This window comes from Pseudomonas sp. TH21, assembly GCF_016651025.1.
Lineage (GTDB): Bacteria > Pseudomonadota > Gammaproteobacteria > Pseudomonadales > Pseudomonadaceae > Aquipseudomonas > Aquipseudomonas aylmerensis.
In genome coordinates this window covers 5,892,575-5,912,865 of the sequence record NZ_JAEKEQ010000001.1, presented here as the reverse complement: position 1 = coordinate 5,912,865, position 20,291 = coordinate 5,892,575, and the positions used below count along the sequence as shown (strand labels likewise).

The window sequence follows — 20,291 nt, the reverse complement described above, 5'->3', positions numbered from 1 at the left end:
GAGCGCATTCCCGTCGTAGACGCTGGCTTGCCGGCGATGAGGCCTGCACACGCGCCTCACATCTCAGGCGTCCAGGTCACCCCAAACATCCACACCCGGCCTTCTTCGCGATAATCGTGATTGTTCAGGAACGCCGGGTCGTTGTAGCTGTACATCGCGCGGGCGTACGTCTTGTCCAGCAGGTTATCGACCTTCACCGACAGCAACACTTCACGGTTCAATGCCCAACTGCTGCGCAGCCCCAGCAGCGCATAACCGCCCAGGCGATTGCGATTGTCTTCATCGTCGTAGCTGCTGCTGATCGCCTGCCAGCTGGCACCCAGGCCCAACTTATCGAATTGACGGTCCAGGTCCAGGCTCACTGTGCGCCGCGCCCGGCGGGCCAGGGTGTGGCCGCTGTCGCGGTCGCGCGGGTCGATGACCGCGAGGCCAAGGTTGCCTTGCCAGCCGAACAGGTCCTGCTTGAGCGCCGCTTCAAACCCGTTGATGCGCGCCGACGCCACGTTCTGCGGCTTGCCGGTGCGATCGAGGATAATCGCATCGCTCAAGTCGGTGCGGTACAGCGAGGCCTCCAGGCGCGTGCTGTCAGTCAATTGGCTGCGCCATTGCAGCTCGTAGCTCTTGGAGGTTTCGGGTTGCAGGTCGGGGTTGCTGTATTGCGTCTGCGGGTAATACAGGTCGTTGAAGGTCGGCGCTCGGAAGCCTTCGCTGTAGCTCAGCAACAGGTCATTGTCGGGGTTGACCGGCACGGTCAGGGTGCCGCTCCAGCTGTTCTGGCTGCCGAACTGCTGGTTCTGGTCGCGGCGCAGGCCCAGCTCGGTGGAAAACCACTCCCCGCGAAAGCGATGCTGCACAAAGGCGGCACGGTTCCAGCGGCTGTTTTCGGTAAAGGTGGTGGAGCCGTGGAAGCGGTCTTCGTACCAGTCGCCGCCGAGGATCAGGCTGTTGTGCTCATTGAGCGTCAGGTCGTTCTGCCAATTGACCGAGTCGCGATAGGTGTTGAACACACTGGAGTCATCGCTGAGGGTATCGCGCTTGGTATCGCGATTTTCGCTGTGGCCCAGCTCCAGGCGCGATTGCCAGTGCTGATTGAGCGTGGCGTCGACATAGCCGCTGGCGCTGCTGACGGTGTAATCGGTGTAGGGCTTTTGCCCAACGGTCTGGCCGGTCGCGACGTCGTAGCGGCCGAAGCTGTTGTCGTACTCCGATTTACCGCGGTTATCCAACAGGTTGAAACCCGCCTCCAGCGTGTCGCTGAACGCGTGGCTGAGGTTCAGGCTGAGGGACTGATTGCGGTAGGCATCATGATCGCCATCGCTGGGAAACGATTGGTGGGTCGAGTTGATGCCCGCGGTTTCATCCAGGCTCGCACCCAGGTTGAAGCGCGTGTGTTCGTCGCCGCCAGATACGCCGAGGCTGCGCTCCCACGTCCCGTTGCTGCCAAACCCGAGCTTCATGCGCGGTTGCAGGCCTTGCTCGGCGTTGCGCCGGGTAAACACCTGGATCACCCCGCCAATCGCGTCGCTGCCGTAGATCACCGAGCGCGAGCCGCGCAGCACTTCCACCCGCTCGATCTGGTCGACATTCAAGTACTGCAGGCCGCTGTCGCCGGAGGTGGTGTTGGCGATGCGCTGGCCGTCCACCAGCACCAGGCTTTGTGCGGATTTGGTGCCGCGAATGTAAATGCCCGGCAAGCTGCCACGGCCACCGGTGGGCGCGACTTGCACGCCGGGCACGCGGCTGAGCAGGTCGGTGAGGCTGGTGGGCTGCAGGCGGTCGATGTCGTCGCGGGTGAATACGGTGTTGGCAGCGCTGCTGTCGTTGCGCGCCTGGACCTGGCGGTTGGCGCTGATGACGACGTCGGGGAGTTTCAGGGCGTCGTCGCGCTCGAAGGTATCGGCGAGCAGGTCGTTGGCGGGCAGGAGAAGGAAGGGCAGGGCGAAGCGAAGGCGACTCATGGGCTGTCCATTGCATTTGAACTCGGCACGAAACCAATGCAGGCTCTGGTTTGCCTGCGATGCAGGCACCTCGGTTTTTCAGTGAGGCCGAGGTGATGCTATCGCAGGCAAGCCAGCGCCTACAGGTGATTCGGGTTACAGGCCGAGCAGTGCCAGGCGCTCGCGCACCGATGCTTCGATGCCGGCCTCATCCAACCCGCACTCAGCGAGCATCTGCGCCGGCTTGGCGTGTTCGACGTACACATCCGGCAAGCCCAGGTGCAACACCGACTTGAGGATGTTCTCGCGCGCCAGGAACTCGCTGACCGCCGCACCAGCGCCACCCATGATGGCGTTTTCTTCGACAGTCACCAGCAGCTCGTGGCTGCCGGCGATTTCGCGCACGAGGGCTTCATCCAAGGGTTTGACGAAGCGCATGTCGACCACGGTCGCGTCGATTTTCTCGGCGACTTTCAAGGCTTCGGCCAGCTGCACGCCGAACACCAGGAACGCAGTCTTGCTGCCTTGGCGACGCACGATGCCCTTGCCGATCTCGATTGGCTCGAGGTCTTTCTCGATCACCGCATTCGGGCCGTTGCCACGCGGGTAGCGCACGGCAGCCGGGCCGTTGTACAGGTGGCCGGTGCTGAGCATCTTGCGCAATTCGTTTTCGTCGCTCGGTGTCATCACCAGCATGCCGGGGATGCAGCGCAGGTAGGACAGATCGAAGCTGCCGGCGTGCGTCGGGCCGTCTTCGCCGACCAAACCGGCGCGGTCGATGGCGAACAGCACGTCGAGGTTCTGCACCGCCACATCGTGGACCAGTTGGTCATAGCCGCGTTGCAGGAAGGTGGAGTAGATCGCGACCACTGGCTTGGCGCCTTCACAGGCCATGCCGGCGGCGAAGGTCACCGCGTGCTGCTCGGCAATCGCCACGTCGAAGTAGCGCAGCGGGAAACGCTCGCTGAAGGCCACCAGGTCGGAGCCTTCCTTCATTGCCGGGGTAATGCCCACCAGGCGCGGGTCGGCGGCGGCCATGTCGCACAGCCATTCACCGAACACACCGGAATACTTCGGCCCGCTGGCTTTTTTCGGCGCGGCAGCGGGTGCATCGACGGGTTCGAGCTTGGTGATCGCGTGGTAACCAATCGGGTCGACTTCCGCCGGGGCGAAACCCTTGCCCTTCTTGGTGACGATGTGCAGGAACTGCGGGCCCTTGAGGTCACGCATGTTGCGCAGCGTGGCGATCAGGGTCGGCAGGTCATGGCCGTCGATCGGGCCGATGTAGTTCCAGCCCAGCTCTTCGAACAGGGTGCCGGGGACCAGCATGCCCTTGGCATATTCTTCGGTACGGCGGGCAATTTCCCACGCGCCGGGCAGACGCGAGAGCACTTTCTTGCTGCCTTCGCGCATGCTGGCGTAAGTACGGCTGGAGAGGATCTTGGCCAGGTAGTTGGACAGGCCGCCGACATTGCGCGAGATCGACATGTCGTTGTCGTTGAGGATCACCAGCATGTTGGCGTCCACTTCCGGCGCGTGGTTCAGCGCCTCGAAGGCCATGCCGGCGGTCAACGCGCCGTCGCCGATCACGGCAATCGCCTTGCGGTCGCTGCCTTGCAGGCGGGCGGCAATGGCCATGCCCAGCGCTGCACTGATCGAGGTGCTGGAGTGGCCGACGCCAAAGGTGTCGTACTCGCTCTCGGAGCGACGCGGGAAGGCCGCGATGCCGTCCTTCTGGCGCAGGGTGCCCATGCGCTCGCGACGGCCGGTAAGGATTTTATGCGGATATGCCTGGTGGCCCACGTCCCACACCAGCCGGTCGTCCGGGGTGTCGAACACGTAGTGCAACGCGATGGTCAGCTCGATGACGCCCAGGCCGGCACCGAAATGCCCACCGGTCTGGCCGACCGTGTAGAGCAATTCCAGGCGCAGTTCATCGGCCAGGGTTTCCAGCTCGGCTTCACCCAGTCGACGCAGGCCGGCCGGCGTGGCAGCACGGTCGAGCAGGGGCGTGGACGGGCGCTTGCGGGGAATCTCTTGGAACGTCGTGGGCATCAGGCGAATCGTTATAGGTATAGAAGAGGCGGCAGTTTACCTCAAGCATCGCAAACTGCCCACGCAGAGCGCCGAACTTGGCTGATATGCGGCTGCAATAGCCGCCGTTATCAGTGGCGGCGTTCGACGATATACCGCGCCAGGCCGCGCAGGGGCTCGGCCGCCGCGTCGAAAGGTCGCAGGGCGTCCAGGGCCTGGTCACGCAGTTCCAGGGCATAGGCCTTGGCGGCTTCAAGGCCGAGCAACGCAGGATAAGTCGGTTTGTCCCGTGCGATATCCGCACCTTGGCGCTTGCCCAGGGTGGCGGTGTCACTTTCTACGTCGAGAATATCGTCCTGCACCTGGAACGCCAGGCCGATGGCCCGGGAATAGGTGGTCAGGGCCGCCAATTGCGCGGCTTCGGCACGCCCGCTGGCCAGGGCGCCGAGGTGCACGGCGGCTTCGATCAGCGCGCCGGTCTTGTGGCGATGCATGTGCTCGAGGGCTTGCTGGTCCAGCTTGAGGCTGACCGAACCCATATCGATCGCCTGCCCGCCTACCATGCCGGCCGGGCCTGCCGCGTGGGCCAGGGCGGTGACCATGCGCAACCGGATCTCGGCGTTGACGCTGCTCAGCGCCGGGTCCAGCAACGCGCTGAACGCCAGGCTCTGCAGGCCATCGCCGGCCAGGATCGCATAGGCTTCATCGAACGCTTTGTGGGTGGTCGGCTGGCCGCGACGCAGATCGTCGTCGTCCATCGCCGGCAAATCGTCATGCACCAGGGAATAGGCGTGAATCAGCTCCACCGCACAGGCCGCGCCATTCGCCTCTTCGGCTGGCGCTCCCAGGGCTTCGCAGGCCGCGTAGGCCAGCAGCGGGCGCACACGCTTGCCGCCATTCATCACGCTGTAGCGCATGGCTTCATACAGGCGCGTCATTTCCGGGCTTGGCGCAACAAACAAGGGCTCCAGCGCCGCATTTACCCGGGCTTGGCTACTGGCCTGATACGCGTCGATCATTCCGGCTGTTCCGCATCGAAAGGTTCTTCGGCCAACTCCCCGTCACGTTCCAGCAGGACCTGCACCTTCTGCTCCGCCTGCGCCAAGGCGCTCTGGCAGTCGCGGGTCAGGCCGATTCCTTGCTCAAACGCCGTCAGCGAGTCTTCCAGCGACAGCTCGCCGTTCTCCAGACGCTCGACCAGGGTTTGCAGGTCGGCGAGTGATTGTTCGAAATCGAGTGCAACTTTTTTGCGGGCCATGGCGGCTATTCCGGTAGACGGTAAACCGGCGCGACACTAGCAGACATGGGGATTCTGGGCAAATGAGTGGGGTGTCACTCGCCCCCTGTATTGACCTGATAACGCGTGCTGCGGCCGCCTCCGGGGAGGCGGACCAGGCAGCTTTTTTCCAGCAGGTCCGCCAGGTGTCGCGTCGCTGTCGCCTTGGAGACCTTTGCCACCGCCTGGTACTGCGCCGCGCTGATGCCGTGCTCGAAGCCCTTCTCACCACTGTCGAGCAGGCGATTGAGGACCTTGATCTGTTCAGCCGACAAAGGACGGTCGCGGTGTTGCTGCCAGAACCGACTTTTTTCCAGCACCCGGTCAATCCGCGCCATGGCCTGCTGCACGCTGCGTAACAGGGTTTTAAGGAACCACTCCAGCCAGGCAGTGATATCCAGGGAGGACTTCTGGCTGGATTCCAGCGCGTTGTAGTAGCCGGTGCGGTCTTCGAGGATGCTGGCTGACATGGCATAGAAATGGATGGCCTGGTGTTCACCTTGGGCCAGTGCCAAATCGGTGATAGCGCGTGTCAGGCGACCATTGCCGTCATCGAAGGGGTGCAGTGTGACAAACCAGAAGTGCGCGACGGCGGCGCGTACCAATGGGTCCAGTTCCGGCTGATCGCGGCTGGTTTCGAACCACTCCAGGAAATCCGCCAGCGCCTGCTCCAGTCCCAGACGTGGCGGGGCCTCGAAATGCACGGTCGGCCGATCAAGCCGGCCCGACACCACTTGCATCGGCTCATCTCCCCTCAAGGATCCAATACTGAGCGTTCGAGCGGCATAGCTCGCTTCCGGGGCCGGGAACAATAAGTGATGCCAGTTCAGTAGGCGGGCGAGGGTAAACGGCTGGGTGAATTGTTGAGTGGCATCCATCATCAACTCGGCGAGGCCTTCGCTGCGGCGGCTTACCTGACCGTCTTCCATCGCTTCCAGGCCCATCCGCCTTGCCAGGGACGAGCGCACTGAGCCGACATTCAACTGCTCACCCTCAATCGCCGAGGACGTCAGGATATTTTGCAGCAGCGCATCCAGTTCATTCTGTGCGCTGACTGCCTGGCTGACGGAGCCGAGCATGCCCAACAGCTTGCCTTGGGCTTGTCCGCATTCGCGCAGTAAAGCCGCGAGGCGAGCGGGTTGCCAGTGGAAGTGAGGCCAGTCGGCGTGTTGCCAGATCCAGTACGGATGAGCCATGGTGGAATGCCTGGGTGCGTGAGCCGAATAGAGAGGTTATTCAGCTCATTTGGTGAGCCGATTGTGCTGCGGATTCGGCTCAGGGTCTAGTCTGGTGATCGGTGTTTTCTGTAGTTTTTGTGATGTGAAGTTTTGACTTATGCTTCTTGGAGCATATATCGATCAGCAACCAATAGAAGATTACATACCTGGCATCGCTCACCATAAAGCAGTAGCTTTCTCGTCCAACTAGGTTGATATTTTGTACGTATAGAGTGTTTTAGAAACGGCAGCGCCATTCAATGCATGGGGCTTTGTAGTGTAGAGGGTTTTAATAGTGTGAAGTCGATATCTCCCTTAAATAAAATGCAAGCAATCCAATCTGGATTTCTCTGAAGAATATATGTGTGTCGTGGTATTTTGGAGAAGACTCTGAGTGCTTCTTCTGGTTGTTGGATATTTATGCAATACGCTTCGTCACAAACCGAATCACCCACAATAATTATCTTATTGTCGGCGATTTTTATTATTTTCCTGGCCAGTCGTGAGGTTGCCAAGTTCGGGAGGTTGTCCGCAAACTTAATGCTTTTGTGCAGTTTGTTTCAGGCAATCTTGCTTCCTGAAAAAGGTATGTTTTCATTAGGTTCTCTAACAATGGAAGCGTGGTCATTTGTGGGTGGAATATCAAAGGCAATATTCTGGGATTTCAGCTCCGTAATTAGCTCGTAATCAAAATAGCTAATTTTTTTTGCGAACCTTCCAAGCAGGTCGTAACGGTAAGTAGCGGTTTGCTCATTAGGAGTATTGATCAGTGTTTCATACGTTGGGTGGTCGCTAAAATTTGAATTTTTGATCTGGAAAGGCTGTTGCGTTTTCAATCATATCTTTTCAACGCTGTATCCTTCTGAAGTTACTATAAAAATAATCTCTCTGCTCGTGGTTGCTTTGAAGCAATAAGTTTCCGTATTTTGCAGAGGGGTAATGCATTTTGCGTCTTCTAAAAGCGTAGGGTCTCTTTCTTTAAAAAGGCCATCTGTTTCGGTTCCAATCGCGCTAATGCCTTTGAATGCTACGGGGTTGTGAAAGGTGATTAGTAGAAGTTCATCTTGCTGGTTGGTAAAAACCATCAGTAATTCGTTACGCTTGCACGTTACTTGTTGAATGGTTCCCTTCGAGACTTCCGGTACTTCTGTTTCAGGTGTTTTTTTATTCAAGGGTTGATCGGGTTTCCAAAATTTCAAGTCGGAAAAATGTCTCTCTATATCATCCAGTTCGTCATCGCCGAGAGAGTCGTCAAAGTGTTGAGAAATTATCGTGCGTACCTTTGACAATCGTTGGGTAACGGCACAGTCATCGATAAAGTCAGTGGTCGCTTTGCGATACTCTTCCAGCGCGCCAGGTTTTTCAGCATAAAAGCTGCCCATTTTGTGTAGGGATATAAGTATGTATTCAATTTCTTTAAGGGCGTCAAGTGCTTCTTTTCCGGTAAGAACTATTTTTTGATTTTGCTCTAGCATTACTTTCTCCTCGTAAAGGTAGGGTTGTTTAATGTCAGGTTACCTTTTGCGGTTAGTTCCATGGTGCTGTATCTGGGGTTTTTTACCAGTTCTAATTGTGACTCAGGTACGTCCGTTTCAATGTAATCTCGGCCTTTGCTTTTGTCGATCTGATATTTTTCCTGTGCATCTCTAGGACTTAGCACTTTGCTCTTTGCAGGTTCGAGATAGACTCTGTTGTTATCTTGGGCCAATATCACTCCTGTTTTTTCAATTCCTTTTGAGCCTGCTCTGCTTGTGTAATGCCGTACTCTGACGGTGGTGTCTTGTTTTGACGCGGGAGCGGGGAGCGTTGGCTCGCCATTGTTAGCTTTTGCGTGCTTTGTTGGGCTCTCAGCGTTGTAGGATGGTTTACATCCATCCCCACCTGGGCAGACGCTCAGTCCCAGGGGATCCACCCACCCAGTAGGGTTGGGCGCGTACAAGTACGCATTGATCCCGCCGCCCAACTTCACCGGGTCCGGCGTCAGGTAGCGACCAACATCCGGATTGTAGTAGCGATGACGGTTGTAGTGCAGTCCGCTTTCCTGATCAAAGTACTGACCCTGAAAACGTAGCGGGTTGTCGATTGTGCCTTTGTCGAGTCGGCTGATCTGGCCGTAGGCGCGGTAATGCGCGGACCAGACGATGGCGCCGTCGGGGTCGGTGAGTTCCTGCGGCGTGCCAAGGTGGTCGAGTTGGTAATGATAGGGCTTGGTATCTTTTGGGCCGAAGCCTTCCAACAAAACCAGCGGGCGAAAGCTGTCCGGTTCATAGAGATAGCTGCGATGGCGATCCGCATGGTGCTCGGCAATCAGCCTGTCGCCTTGCCAGAAAAACTCCGTCGTTATGCCTTCAACGGTTTTGCTGATGCGTCGCCCAAACGGGTCATAGCGATAGCTGGCGGTTTGGCCGTTGGGTTGGGTGAGGCCTATCAGCCGATGCTGGCAGTCGTAGCGGTATTCGGTGACGAGTTGATGGCCTTTGCCACGCCGCTCGCGGATGAGATTGCCGAAGGCGTCATAGTCGTAGTGGCGGTCGCCCTGGATCATCAGGCGGTTGCCGGCAACGATGTCGGGGCCGGGGCGGTCTTGCATGAGCAGGGTGCCGGCCGGGGTGTGGCCGAAGCGTTCCTGCAGGTCTTGGGAATGGTCGGCGCGGGTGAGGCGGCCTAGTGGGTCGTAGTGGTAGTGGTGTTCGCCTTTGCGGGTGTCGAGCAGGCGGGTGAGGTTGCCGGATTTGTCGTAGTCGTACTGGCGTTGGTAAAGGGTGTGCTGCTGTTGATTGACGGCATGGGCGTGCAGGCGCTGCTGGTCGTCGTAGTGGTAGTGACTGATCAACTGGCCTTGTTGGCGTCGGTGTTCCTGGCCAGCTTTGAATAGGTGAGCAGTAAGGACTTCACCGTTCAGTTCGACGGTGGACAGGTGGCCGCCCTTGGCGTGATTGAACACCACGCGATTGTTATCGGGCAGACGCAGGTGTTGCAGCTGCCCGCAAGCATCGTAGCCATAGCGCAAGGTGCCCCAGCCTTGGTGTTCGGCGGTGAGGCGGTTTTGCGCATCGTATGCGTAGGCGAGCGCCCAGTGGCCGTCCTCGACGCTAAGGAGGTTGCCTTGGCGGTCGTAGGCATAATCGACGACGCTGGCATCGGGAAGTACTTTTCTTACGAGACGGCCAGCGTGGTCTCGCTCATAACGGGTAACCAGCTGACTGCCATCGTCGCCGTACTCGGTTTTTTCCTGCAGGTTGCCGTTGAGGTCGTAGGCATAAGCCGTCCGTTGGCCGTCAAAGCCGACTTCCTGCTGGATCAGGCCATTGAGGTGATAGTCGAGTGTGTAGGTCTCGCCAACCTCGTTTTCGATCTCGGTGAGCAATAACCGCACGTTGTCGTAACGGTATTTGACCTGAGTGCCATCGGCATTGATGCGCCGGCTGATCAGGTGCAACCCATCGGCATATTCGTAGCGGGTGACATGCCCCAGCTCATCTCGCTCGGAGGTGATCTTTCCGTAGGGGTTGTAGCTGTATTCCCGCGCCGCACCACCTGGCAACACGACACGAGTCAATCGACCGACGCTGTCCCACTGATACTCGGTCAGCGCCCCATGCTCATCCTCCCGCGCCACCTGCCGCCCGAGGTCGTCATAGCGGTAGCGCTTGACGCCGCCATTTGGCAGTTGTTCTTCCAGCAACTGACCACGCTCGTTCCACACCAGCCGATGGCAGCTGTTGTCGGGAAACCAGACCCCGGTCAGTTGTCCCTGCTTGTCGTAGCTGTAGTCCGTTACGTTGCCGTCGGGATCAGTCTTACGAACGATATCGCCCTGATCATTACGCTCGTATTTCCAGGCAGCTTCACCACGCCTTACCACCCGTACGAACCCATTGTCATGCTCGTAGGACGTCGGCTCATCGTCCCCCGGAAACACCGCCACCAAGCGTCCGGCATCGTCGTACTGATACGCCGTCACCGCGCCCAGCGGATCCTGCTCGACCGTCAGCCGGCCTTTGTCGTCGTAGGATCTGAAATGCTCGGCACCATCCGGATCAATGCGCTGCACCAGTCGCGCCCGCTGGTCGTGCACGTAGACTTCCTGGCTACCATCAGCGTTAAACACCGTGACCTGCCCGTGGTCATCCCAGGCATAGCGCGTGTCCATCTGCGAAAAGCTCGCCCAGTGGCGGACACAGCGCGCGGCCTTGCCAGCGCGTTCCCACGCCCAAAAGAAACTCGCGCCACCGGCCAACTGCCGCTCAAGAATGACGTGCTGATCGTCGTACCGATAAACCTCGCTTTCGCCGACGGCATTGGTCGCCGAGACCAGTCGGCCAGTGTCGTCGTAGGCGTAGGAAACAACGTTGTGCTCAGTCATCCACTCGAAAGGGCCATGGCCCTTGGCGCGCTGGATCTGGTAGTCCACCGCCACGATGCGACCCAACTCATAACGCAGGAACAGCGAACGCCCGACACCGTTATCCAGCCGCTCAATGCGCCCCAAAAGATCCCGGGCAATGCGCAGCCGGTTGTCATACGCATCGCTGATCGCGGTCAGTATGCCGTCACGAAAGTGGTAGAAGCGCGACGCCTGCGCCAACACCAACTCATCCGGCGAAGCACCCAAATAGATCGCCGCTTCGGCCAGGCTATTGGTGATTGCAGGTCGAGCAACAGTCGGCATCGGAAACGAAGTAATGCGATTCTCATGGTCCGTCCACACGACGCAATCACCGGAAACACTCAGCCGATGCGCCAACGAGTGACTCCAGCCAAACCCCAACCCGCCATCCATTTCCACCGCGCTGGTGCGGTACAAGCGGCTCCACTCAAACGGCAAGACTCCATCCAACGTGCCATCGGTGAGAGTGAGCAATTCCTCGCCCGTCACCATCGACACCGGGCAGCCATTAGTGGCGGTCTTATCCGCAGGCGCTGCCGAGTCCCCGTTCAGGTTCTTCCCCGAAACAGGCACATCATCCACACGCTCTTTTTGCTTCAGTACCGCGTTCTGCCGCGCCCGCCAGCGCATCTGCAGCGTGCCTTGCTTCACCCCGCCGACCACGCCGCGAACCGCTACCGCCTTGTAGCGATCCACCGCCCGCATGAATTTCGTCAGAATCTCCAGCACGCTCTGAACAAAACCTACAGCCGCCTTAACAATCTGTGCGCCATACCTGGCCAGCCGCAGGCTCAAATACGCCACAGCCGCCGCTGGCAATGCGATGGTCAGCACCGCGCCAATCACCAGGTCAATCAGCAGCGACACCACAAACCCAGCGGCCACTTGCGCAATCTCACTGGGCGGCAATGCGTCCAACCAGATCATCGCCGTGCGCACCAGCAGGAACAGCGCCGCCTCATCACTGGCGAGCAACATCGCCTGTTCCATGACCTTGGGCGCATCGGTGGCGATTTGTGCGAGCTTGGCCGCTTCAGCCCCCAGCTGTTCGACGTACTTCAACGGGTCTGCAAGCATCGCCCGCACCAGCTGAATGCTGTCCCACACGTCCCGGATGGCGGCCCAACTGCCCGCCAGCACGCCGCTGCCAATCGCACTGGCCGTGGACTGCTGCCAATGCGGCTTGAAGCCTTGCCACTGTTCGCGAAGCCACCGCTCCAGGTCCGTCATCAGTCCGGCGTAGGAGGCGAAGAGCGCATCCACCTGCTCCTCGGAAACTGCGCCCTGTACCCGCACCTGATAGCGCCCGCCCGCGGCGCAGTGGTGTGAGCCCTTGCCATGCTCATCCAGCATGACCCGCGTGGAACTGCCGTCATCCAGCCCGATCACCTCGACCGGAATGTCGCCAATCGGCACGTCATACACCGAGTCGAATTTGCTCTCTATCTTCAGCTCGCCGCCCAACGGGCACACGGCAACACTGCCGATAAAGTTCGGGTCGCTCATGCTCACGGTTGTCTGCGAGTCACCGACGCGCAACACCCGATCCATCCCCAGCAACGACGGCATATCCGCCGCATGGCTCATCGAATCCAGCGCCTGCGAATACCAGGCGCCCATCTGCTGGCGATAAGTCACCAGGCTCTGATGAAAGCCATCCAGCTCATGTTCGATAGAGGCAATGTGGGAAGCGTTGGTCATCCGTGACGTCTCGGCAAAGGGCAAGGCGTCGGAGTCTGCCGCAGTAAAAAGCGGCTGGATGAACGGCGGGGAAAATCAGAAAGGGCTTACTACTGAAGCGTAAAAGTCAGCGCTAACTCACAGCCGATTGCTACCTCCAATGGCGACCTTGCTCATTGACGAACAGTGCCCGCTGCTTCTTTTTAGCGGGGTTTCAAATTCCACCGGCTGCGTCTGCATTCTTTGCAACGCGGCAATTGGCGTGGACAGCTCTCGCTTATCGCGGGCGATGGCAAGTGTCGTGAGGGCGCAGCGCGTATAGGTGAGACTCAAGGCGTGCCTGAAACAACGAAAGCCTGCTTTTCAGGGCAGGCTTGTCGCGAATCTCGGCTGACTTACTGCTGATGAGCCGTCAGCGCCGCATACCCATTCATCAAGTTGCGATAGTTCGGAATACGCTGCGACAACAGATTCCCCAGGCCTTCAATGTCGTTGCGCCAGTCGCCCTGCAACTCACACGCTACCGAGAACCAGTTCATCAACTGTGCACCGGCCTGTGTCATACGGCTCCATGCGGCCTGCTGCACCGTGGTGTTGAAGGTGCCGGAAGCATCGGTCACCACGAACACCTCGAACCCTTCCGCCAGCGCCGACAAGGTCGGGAACGCTACGCACACATCCGTGACCACGCCGGCGATGATGATCTGCTTGCGGCCGGTGGCCTTGATTGCCTTGACGAAGTCTTCGTTGTCCCACGCGTTGATCTGACCAGGTCGGGCGATGTACGGCGCGTCCGGGAACATCGCTTTCAACTCCGGCACCAGCGGGCCATTGGGGCCTTGCTCGAAGCTGGTGGTGAGGATCGTCGGCAGGTTGAAGAACTTCGCCAGGTCGGCCAGGGCCAGCACGTTGTTCTTGAACTCGTTGGGCGAGAAGTCCTGGACCAGGGAGATCAGGCCGGTCTGGTGGTCGACCAGCAGTACGATGGCGTCGTCTTTGTTCAAGCGGTTGTAGGTTGCAGTGCTCATGGTTGAATCCTTTTTTGTTTAGGTTGGTTGGGCGTTGCGTTCAACATGGGCACAGATTAATGGGTGGGCTGCGGGGGATAAATCGGCTGGGACAGGTAATACCGTCAACTCAGAAGAGACAATTGTCGGGTGGGCAAGAGGATAGGTCTTTTTAGTGACATGAAAATGTAAGGAGAAAAATCTCACGCGTGAGCTATTGAGTACGTCAGAAATAGCCTGTAGATTTTCTCACGCGTGAGTTTTTCACACCGAGGTCAGTACCATGAAAAGCAGCTCTCCATCGAACCCGCCCGCCGGGCTCGATTCCGATCCAGCAAGCCTTCAGGGAGAGCGCTTGAAGCCGTCTGCGAAAAAACCATCGAGCTTTTACATGAAGCAGATGCGCGCAGGCCTGGCGGCCGCCGGCTACGTGAAACACGAAACTTGGGTGCTTCCCGAAAACCGAAGCCTGCTCAAGCAGATGGAGAAACAGCTTCGCCAGCCGATTCTGGCTGGCTCATTCATGTCGGAGAATTTCATGAGCGCAGGTACCAACTGGAATATCGATCGCCTCTTCACGGCCTTCCAGGCCCTGGATGAAGTGGTCTCCAACGACATTACGCTTTCTCTCGTTCAAGGCTCCGAGTCCAGCATCAAGTTGGAAATGAACGACTTCGGTGGCTTGCCGATTTACATCGCGGTGGTGGGCGAGCAGATCATCGTGGATACCGTGCTGGTCGATGTCGAGTCCATCAATGATGTCGCGAAGTTCAATGACGCGGTGTTGCGCAGCCGGGAAATGTTCCCGCTGTCCTCGATCGGTATCGAGTCCATGCCGAACGGGCAGGTGGTCTACAACATGTTCGGCGCGTTGAGCTCCGACTCCAGCCTGACCAATATCGTGACCGAGGTGAAAACCCTCGTCGACAACGTGCAACGCGCCAGCGAAGCCTTCGAACGTTTCTTCAATTAAGTATTCGGGAGTATCCAATGACTCAGTCCATCTGGAGCAAACTGTTCACCGCGCTGCGTGGCGGTGCCAGCGAAGTCGGCGAATCGATCGTCGACCAACAGGCCCTGCGCATCCTCGATCAGGAAATTCGCGATGCCGACACCGCGCTGGCCAACGCCAAGCGTGAGCTGGTCAGCATCATGGCCAAGCACAAATTGGCGACCGATCGCGTCAGCGAGTACGACGCCAAGATCAAGGATCTGGAAGCCAAGGCGGTTGCAGCCCTGCAGGCCAATCGTGAAGACCTCGCCCTGGAAGTGGCCGAAGCTATTTCGACCCTGACCAACGAGCGGGAAGTAGAGCACAAGCAGGCCACCGAGTTCGGCGGCTACGCGGACAGCATGCGCAAGGACATCACCAAGGCTGAAAGCCGGATCAAGAGCCTGCGCCAGCAGGTGGACATGGCCAAGGCTCGCGAAAGCGTGCAGAAGGCCCAGGTCAGCGCGTCCATCGCCAGCGGTGGTGCCAACGGCAAGCTGGAGACTGCCGTCGGTACGCTGAATCGTCTGCAGGCCAAGCAGCAGCAACGCGCCGCTGAACTGCAAGCCCAGGATGAACTGGCCGAAGCGTCGACCGGTACCGACCTGGAGCGCAAGCTGCGCGAAGCCGGGATCACGCCGGACGAAGGCAGCGCCAATGCGATCCTGGAGCGTCTGAAGCAGAAGTCGGCCGAGTAAGCGAAGGGCGAACACTGTAGCTGTGGCGGGGAGCAAGCTCTCTCGCCACGGCTGCAGGGCTCTTTCTTAACGGACTGGCTTTATAGGCTCTGCCCTTTTTTACGTTGAGGTCTGGATGGACGCCCTGAAGGGTTTCAAGACAATCGCCGGGCTGGCGCTGTTCATGGTCGCGCTGCAACTGCTCAATGTGGCGACCGGTTACAGCCTCATGGCGTTCGGGCTGGTCCCGAGAACACTGCAGGGGTTGTTCGGCATCCTCGCCTCACCGTTTTTGCACGGGTCTTTCGCCCACCTCAGCGCGAACCTGATTGCCTTTTTGATCCTGGGCACGTTGGTGATTATCGAAGGGCTCCATCGGTTCGTCAGTGTCAGCGCGATCATCATCCTGCTGGGTGGCTCGCTGGTCTGGCTGTTCGGTTTTGCGGGTGTGCATGTGGGGGCCAGCGGTTGGGTATTCGGGTTGTGGGCCTATCTGTTGTCTCGCGCCTAGTTTCACCGAAGCTGGAGCAACCTGTTAACGGCCGGTGTCGTGGCGGTGCTGTATGGCGGGCTGGTCCTGGGCTTCCTGCCTCGACAGGGCATCTCCTTCGAAGGGCATCTGTTTGGTGCATTCGCCGGATTTATTGCAGCCAAGGTACTTCTCTCCAAACCACGCAGCAGGTTTAATGCCGGCTGAGCGCACTTGAGCATCCAGATGTCGAGGCGATGACGTCATCAGGAATCAAGTACCCAGGGAGTCAGGGACTGAAATGTCGATTTTTCTTCTGTTGCGCCTGTACGCCTCGTCCCTCTTTCACCGCTTCGGTTGGGCAGGCCTGGTCATTGCCCTGGGCGTCCACCTGAGCACGGCTTACCTGGGCCTGGTGTATCTGGGCGAACAACACCTCACCGCTCCCGCCACATTTGTTTACTTCTATCTCACCACCACGCTGACCGTCGGCTATGGCGATCTTGCGCCGCAGACTTCGGCGGGGCGCGTGTTCGTGGCGACCTGGGTCATGCTCGGCGGTATTGCGCTGCTGACAGCAGCCATCGGCAAAACCACCAGCAGTGTCATCGATGCATGGAGAAAAGGCATGAAGGGCAAAGGCGATTTCACCGGCAAGGTCGGCCATACCGTGCTTATTGGCTGGGAAGGCGCGTCCAGTGAACGGGTCATTGAGTTGTTGCTGCAAGACGAAACCTCAAACGACAACCTGATCGTCATCTGCGACTGCACCCTCGACGAAAACCCGATGCCGGGCAAAGCAGCGTTCATCCGTGGTGACAGCCTGTCCTCCACCGCGCTGTTGCAGCGTGCCGGAGTGCCCGGTGCCGAGCGTGTGCTGGTGCGAACCCCGTCCGACGACCTGACGCTGGCCACCGTGCTGGCGGTGAATCAATTGAACCCTGTCGGGCATGTGGTCGCGCACTTCAATGAAAGTGAGATTGCCGCACTGGCCAGCTCCTACGCACCCAGCCTGGAGTGCACGTCGAGCATGGCCATCGAGATGCTGGTGCGCGCTTCCCAGGATCCGGGCTCGTCGGTGGTCATTAACGAGCTGCTGTGCGTGGGGCAGGGCGCCACCCAATACCTGATGAAATTGCCTTCGACCTTCGAAGCCACCTTCGGCGACCTGTACACGCGGATGAAAGAACACCACAACGCCACCCTCATCGGCTATCGCGCCAAAGGCGCCCAGCAACCGTCGATCAACCCGCCGAGCGCCACGCGCGTTGAAGGCGGCGAACTCTTCTACATTGCCTCCACCCGCCTCAAGGAAATCTCCAATGGGATGGTTTAAACAGTTGATGGGGCTTGAGGCCCCGAATGCGAACCCACAGTCGAACCGGCCCGCCGCCGAAGCCCTGCCGACTACCGGCCCGCTGGGCCTGGCTCCAGGCAAAGGGGTGATGTTCGACACCACCCTGAAGTTGTTGCTCGACGGGCATACCTCGGTGGTGATCCCCGGCACCCAGGAAATCTGGAGTAACGGCACCGTCGACCTCGGGCAGTCGACCTGGCTGTCGCGCTATTACATGAACGACGAAGATTACTGGCTGCAGGTGCACACCACAGGCGACATCGCCGGTCAGGTCGAGTCCGTCATCCTGTTCAACTACCTCAGTTACGTCACCATCAGCAGCGAAGCCGAACTGCGCCGGCTGGCGGGGCCCCAGAGCCTGATCGGGTTGCCGACCTACACCCACAACGGCGTCGAATACACGCGCGTATGGGGCAGCGAGGAGGGCCAGACCGAGCTGGTGGCAATGAGCGAGCAGGTGATAAACCCCGAGAATTCCTACAGCGTCGAACACCGCTCGATGCTATACGCCCGTGACACAGGCCTGACCGATCGACGCGAGTTCCTGCTGTTTTCCGTCGAAGAAGACGCGGAAGGCACCGTCAGCCTGAGCACCTCGCTGGGCATTTCGCTGTATACAACCGACTTGAATGCGCTCTAAAAAAGGAAGCAGTCCATGCTAGAAGCTCTCTCCATTTCCCTGAACAAAGCCGCCGTGCTCGGGTTTGTCACCTACATCCTCGGTGCGGCCGTCCTGTTCATGCTGTTCCAGTTCATCTACACCCGTGTGACCCCGCACAAGGAGTTCGAGCTGATCCGGGCGGGTAACGTGTCCGCGGCGGTCGCCCTGGGCGGCGCCATTGTCGGTTTCGCCATTCCGGCCAGCAACGTGATTGCTTACTCGATCAGCATCCTCGACTTCGTTGTCTGGGCGGTGATCGCAGCCGTCGTCCAACTGCTGGCGTTCCTGCTGACCAGCCTGGTGCTCAAAGGCACGTCCGAGCGCATCAAGAACGGCGAACTCGCGGCCGGCATCTATGTGGCAGCCGTGGCCATCAGCGTCGGCATGTTGAATGCCGCGTGCATGACGCCTACCCAGAACTGATCGCGCACGGAGCTCCCGATGAAACGAAGCAAGTACGTCCAGCTGTCGCTGGCAGCGTCGGTCGCCATGGCGATATCCGGCTGCGGCCCGACGGAAAAAACCTACGATTTGCAGAAGAAGTACAACTTCCAGTCCGTTCAGCAGTGCGCCGATGAAAAACTTCCGGTGGACGTCTGCTCGGACGCCTACATGACGGCCATGGCCGAGCATCGCCGCATTGCGCCGGTGTACGACAACCAGGCCGATTGCGATGCCGATTTTGTCGCCGACTGGTGCCAGCAGGACTCCACCGGCAAATTCATCCCCAGGCTCGGCGGTTTCGAGCTGACCGCCGAAGGGCAGGTGACGCAATCCCAGGTCGACGCAGCCAATGCCCAAGTGGCCGGTTCCCAGGCGAACAGTGGCGGCTCGGGTTTCTCCACCAGCAGCCTGCTGACCGGGCTGTTGATCGGCAACATGCTGAGCAACAATCGCAACAGCTACCGCTCCGAGCCGGTGTACCGCTATCGCGATGATCGCGGCGACTACGCCTCCTCGACGCTCAATCAGCGCGTCTCGAAGGGCGCCACGTTTGGCCGCTCGAACCAGGCCCGCTACGGCAGCAGCAATTACACCAACACGCTGCGCTCCTCCAGCAAGTCTAGCTCCGTGGCCTCGGCCACCTCCCGTGGCGGCTTCGGCAGCAAGGCCAGCGCGCGCAGCGGCTGGGGCGGCGGGTCGAGCAGTTAAGGAAGACGGGCCATGAAGAAGATCCCTTGCGCAGAGCGCCATGACTGGAAACAGACCGCCGACAGCCTCGGCTTTCTGTTCCATACCATCGACGACGAACCCTACTGGGACGAGAGCGCGTACTACCAGTTCACGCTCCAGCAAATCGAGCGCGACCTCGAAGACCCGACCACCGAGATTCATGACATGTGCATGGACCTCGTCGCCCGCGTGGTCCACAGCGAAGAACTGCTCGAACGCCTGAGCATTCCCGCGCCCTTCTACGACATGATCCGTACCTCATGGCTGGAAGGCCACCCGCACCTTTACGGGCGCATGGACTTCTCCTACAACGGCACCGGCCCCGCCAAGTTGCTCGAGCTCAACTACGACACCCCGACCAGCCTCTACGAAGCCGCGGCGTTCCAATGGGGCTGGCTGGAACAATGCATTGAACGCGGCCTGCTGCCCAAACACGCCGACCAGTTCAACAGCATCGACACCAAACTGCATCAGGCTTTCGCCCAACTGCAGGTCAACCAGCCGTTCTACTTCGCCTCGATGAAAGACTCGGTCGAAGACAAAGGCACCACCGACTACCTGCGCCTGGTCGCGGAAAAAGTCGGCATCGAATCACGCCACATCGACATCGAAGACATCGGCCTGACCAGCGATGGCCGCTTCGTCGACCTCGAAGATCGCTGGATTCCCCACCTGTTCAAACTGCACGCCTGGGAGTTCATCTTCCACGAACCCTTCGGTTCGGCGATTGCCCAGAGCGACACGCAGTTTTTTGAGCCGGCCTGGAAATCGATTATTTCCAACAAAGGCATCCTGCCGCTGTTGTGGGAATTCAACCAAGGCCACCCGAATTTGCTCGCGGCCCATCTGGATACTGAGCCAGGTAAAGCTGTGCCGAAGGGCTGGGTACGTAAGCCGTTCTTCTCACGGGAAGGGGCGAACATCGAGTTGCAGACGGCTGATGGCCTGATTGTGAAAGAGGACGGCCCCTACACGGATGCGCCGTTTATCCTCCAGGAGTTCGCACCGCTGCCACGGTTTGGGGACAGCTATACGCTGATTGGGTCTTGGGTGATTGGGGATCAAGCCGCCGGCATCGGCGTGCGGGAAGACAACAGTTTGATCACCAAGGATTCAAGTCGGTTTTTGCCGCATTTGATATTGGATTGAGGCTGGAGCTTGAAGAGCCAGCAGGGCTGATCGCTTTCATTTGCAGGACGTTTCCGAGAGCATCCCAACCGCATTGCGCCAGCGGGAGTGCAGGCATTAAAAAGCCGGCTTGTGGCCGGCTTCTCGGGGACTGCCTCAGCTTGTTTTTGACAAACCTCACCAGCCTTCAAATCGCTCAGCCAACATCGCGTCTGGCTGAATAGTAGGGGCATCCGCGGGAACTCCTCCGCTTCGCCAGGCAAGGTGGATAGCGCAAAGCCACCCCCTGCCAAA

General features: G+C 59.2%; 16 protein-coding genes and 1 pseudogene. 8 read left to right on the top strand and 9 right to left on the bottom strand.

Going from position 1 to position 20,291, the window contains the following annotated elements:
• Positions 1-56: 56 nt before the first annotated feature.
• The 9 genes from JFU04_RS26175 to ycaC all read right to left on the bottom strand — a co-directional run bounded on the left by JFU04_RS26175 (position 57) and on the right by ycaC (position 13,562).
• On the bottom strand, positions 57-1,958 hold the full coding sequence (locus JFU04_RS26175; RefSeq protein ID WP_201145971.1) for a TonB-dependent receptor domain-containing protein: 1,902 nt from the start codon (positions 1,956-1,958) through the stop codon (positions 57-59).
• 135 nt (positions 1,959-2,093) lie between these two features.
• Positions 2,094-3,992, bottom strand: coding sequence for a 1-deoxy-D-xylulose-5-phosphate synthase (dxs, locus tag JFU04_RS26170; protein WP_120450131.1), 1,899 nt, complete (start codon positions 3,990-3,992; stop codon positions 2,094-2,096).
• Between the two features lie 110 nt (positions 3,993-4,102).
• The gene (ispA, locus tag JFU04_RS26165) at positions 4,103-4,990 is read right to left on the bottom strand and encodes a (2E,6E)-farnesyl diphosphate synthase (protein ID WP_065909986.1); all 888 of its coding nucleotides are present in this window, start codon (positions 4,988-4,990) and stop codon (positions 4,103-4,105) included.
• On the bottom strand, positions 4,987-5,229 hold the full coding sequence (locus JFU04_RS26160; RefSeq protein ID WP_003176346.1) for an exodeoxyribonuclease VII small subunit: 243 nt from the start codon (positions 5,227-5,229) through the stop codon (positions 4,987-4,989). The genes ispA and JFU04_RS26160 overlap by 4 nt, the downstream gene beginning before the upstream one ends.
• 74 nt (positions 5,230-5,303) lie before the next feature.
• Positions 5,304-6,443 carry a Fic family protein gene (locus tag JFU04_RS26155; protein ID WP_201145970.1) on the bottom strand — a complete coding sequence of 380 codons (1,140 nt, stop codon included), beginning with the start codon at positions 6,441-6,443 and terminating at the stop codon, positions 5,304-5,306.
• A 581-nt stretch (positions 6,444-7,024) separates the two neighbouring features.
• Complete coding sequence (locus JFU04_RS26150) at positions 7,025-7,300, bottom strand: hypothetical protein (protein WP_141697329.1); 276 nt, start codon at positions 7,298-7,300, stop codon at positions 7,025-7,027.
• A complete protein-coding gene (locus tag JFU04_RS30375) occupies positions 7,301-7,939 on the bottom strand; it encodes a hypothetical protein (RefSeq protein ID WP_242485934.1) in 639 nt (212 codons plus the stop codon).
• Positions 7,939-12,555 carry an RHS repeat-associated core domain-containing protein gene (locus JFU04_RS26140; RefSeq protein WP_201145969.1) on the bottom strand — a complete coding sequence of 1,539 codons (4,617 nt, stop codon included), beginning with the start codon at positions 12,553-12,555 and terminating at the stop codon, positions 7,939-7,941. The genes JFU04_RS30375 and JFU04_RS26140 overlap by 1 nt, the downstream gene beginning before the upstream one ends.
• Before the next feature lie 374 nt (positions 12,556-12,929).
• Positions 12,930-13,562: an isochorismate family cysteine hydrolase YcaC gene (gene ycaC / locus JFU04_RS26135; RefSeq protein WP_065909998.1), complete on the bottom strand. Its 633-nt coding sequence runs from the start codon at positions 13,560-13,562 to the stop codon at positions 12,930-12,932.
• Positions 13,563-13,824: 262 nt separating this feature from the next.
• On the opposite strand from ycaC, the gene JFU04_RS26130 reads away from it, so the two are divergent.
• The 8 genes and pseudogenes from JFU04_RS26130 to JFU04_RS26095 all read left to right on the top strand — a co-directional run bounded on the left by JFU04_RS26130 (position 13,825) and on the right by JFU04_RS26095 (position 20,018).
• On the top strand, positions 13,825-14,514 hold the full coding sequence (locus JFU04_RS26130) for a YjfI family protein (protein WP_065910000.1): 690 nt from the start codon (positions 13,825-13,827) through the stop codon (positions 14,512-14,514).
• A 17-nt stretch (positions 14,515-14,531) separates the two neighbouring features.
• Positions 14,532-15,230, top strand: coding sequence for a PspA/IM30 family protein (locus JFU04_RS26125; protein ID WP_106802520.1), 699 nt, complete (start codon positions 14,532-14,534; stop codon positions 15,228-15,230).
• Between the two features lie 115 nt (positions 15,231-15,345).
• Positions 15,346-15,906 (top strand): annotated as a pseudogene (locus JFU04_RS26120) (rhomboid family intramembrane serine protease).
• Between the two features lie 73 nt (positions 15,907-15,979).
• Positions 15,980-17,014 (top strand): ion channel, encoded by a 1,035-nt coding sequence (locus JFU04_RS26115; protein ID WP_106802522.1) that lies wholly within the window; start codon positions 15,980-15,982, stop codon positions 17,012-17,014.
• A complete protein-coding gene (locus tag JFU04_RS26110) occupies positions 17,001-17,675 on the top strand; it encodes a DUF2491 family protein (RefSeq protein WP_201145968.1) in 675 nt (224 codons plus the stop codon). Before JFU04_RS26115 ends, JFU04_RS26110 begins: the two co-directional genes overlap by 14 nt.
• A gap of 15 nt (positions 17,676-17,690) precedes the next feature.
• Positions 17,691-18,119 (top strand): DUF350 domain-containing protein, encoded by a 429-nt coding sequence (locus JFU04_RS26105; RefSeq protein WP_065910015.1) that lies wholly within the window; start codon positions 17,691-17,693, stop codon positions 18,117-18,119.
• Positions 18,120-18,137: 18 nt separating this feature from the next.
• A complete protein-coding gene (locus JFU04_RS26100; RefSeq protein WP_065910018.1) occupies positions 18,138-18,848 on the top strand; it encodes a DUF1190 domain-containing protein in 711 nt (236 codons plus the stop codon).
• 12 nt (positions 18,849-18,860) lie between these two features.
• The gene (locus JFU04_RS26095) at positions 18,861-20,018 is read left to right on the top strand and encodes a glutathionylspermidine synthase family protein (RefSeq protein WP_201145967.1); all 1,158 of its coding nucleotides are present in this window, start codon (positions 18,861-18,863) and stop codon (positions 20,016-20,018) included.
• Positions 20,019-20,291: the final 273 nt, after the last annotated feature.

Bases quoted from the DNA above. Each gene is read 5' to 3' on its own strand.
- JFU04_RS26175 (WP_201145971.1), bottom strand. From the start codon at position 1,958: ATGAGTCGCCTTCGCTTCGCCCTGCCCTTCCTTCTCCTGCCCGCCAAC.
- dxs (WP_120450131.1), bottom strand. From the start codon at position 3,992: ATGCCCACGACGTTCCAAGAGATTCCCCGCAAGCGCCCGTCCACGCCC.
- ispA (WP_065909986.1), bottom strand. From the start codon at position 4,990: ATGATCGACGCGTATCAGGCCAGTAGCCAAGCCCGGGTAAATGCGGCG.
- JFU04_RS26160 (WP_003176346.1), bottom strand. From the start codon at position 5,229: ATGGCCCGCAAAAAAGTTGCACTCGATTTCGAACAATCACTCGCCGAC.
- JFU04_RS26155 (WP_201145970.1), bottom strand. From the start codon at position 6,443: ATGGCTCATCCGTACTGGATCTGGCAACACGCCGACTGGCCTCACTTC.
- JFU04_RS30375 (WP_242485934.1), bottom strand. From the start codon at position 7,939: ATGCTAGAGCAAAATCAAAAAATAGTTCTTACCGGAAAAGAAGCACTT.
- JFU04_RS26140 (WP_201145969.1), bottom strand. From the start codon at position 12,555: ATGACCAACGCTTCCCACATTGCCTCTATCGAACATGAGCTGGATGGC.
- ycaC (WP_065909998.1), bottom strand. From the start codon at position 13,562: ATGAGCACTGCAACCTACAACCGCTTGAACAAAGACGACGCCATCGTA.
- JFU04_RS26130 (WP_065910000.1), top strand. From the start codon at position 13,825: ATGAAAAGCAGCTCTCCATCGAACCCGCCCGCCGGGCTCGATTCCGAT.
- JFU04_RS26125 (WP_106802520.1), top strand. From the start codon at position 14,532: ATGACTCAGTCCATCTGGAGCAAACTGTTCACCGCGCTGCGTGGCGGT.
- JFU04_RS26115 (WP_106802522.1), top strand. From the start codon at position 15,980: ATGTCGATTTTTCTTCTGTTGCGCCTGTACGCCTCGTCCCTCTTTCAC.
- JFU04_RS26110 (WP_201145968.1), top strand. From the start codon at position 17,001: ATGGGATGGTTTAAACAGTTGATGGGGCTTGAGGCCCCGAATGCGAAC.
- JFU04_RS26105 (WP_065910015.1), top strand. From the start codon at position 17,691: ATGCTAGAAGCTCTCTCCATTTCCCTGAACAAAGCCGCCGTGCTCGGG.
- JFU04_RS26100 (WP_065910018.1), top strand. From the start codon at position 18,138: ATGAAACGAAGCAAGTACGTCCAGCTGTCGCTGGCAGCGTCGGTCGCC.
- JFU04_RS26095 (WP_201145967.1), top strand. From the start codon at position 18,861: ATGAAGAAGATCCCTTGCGCAGAGCGCCATGACTGGAAACAGACCGCC.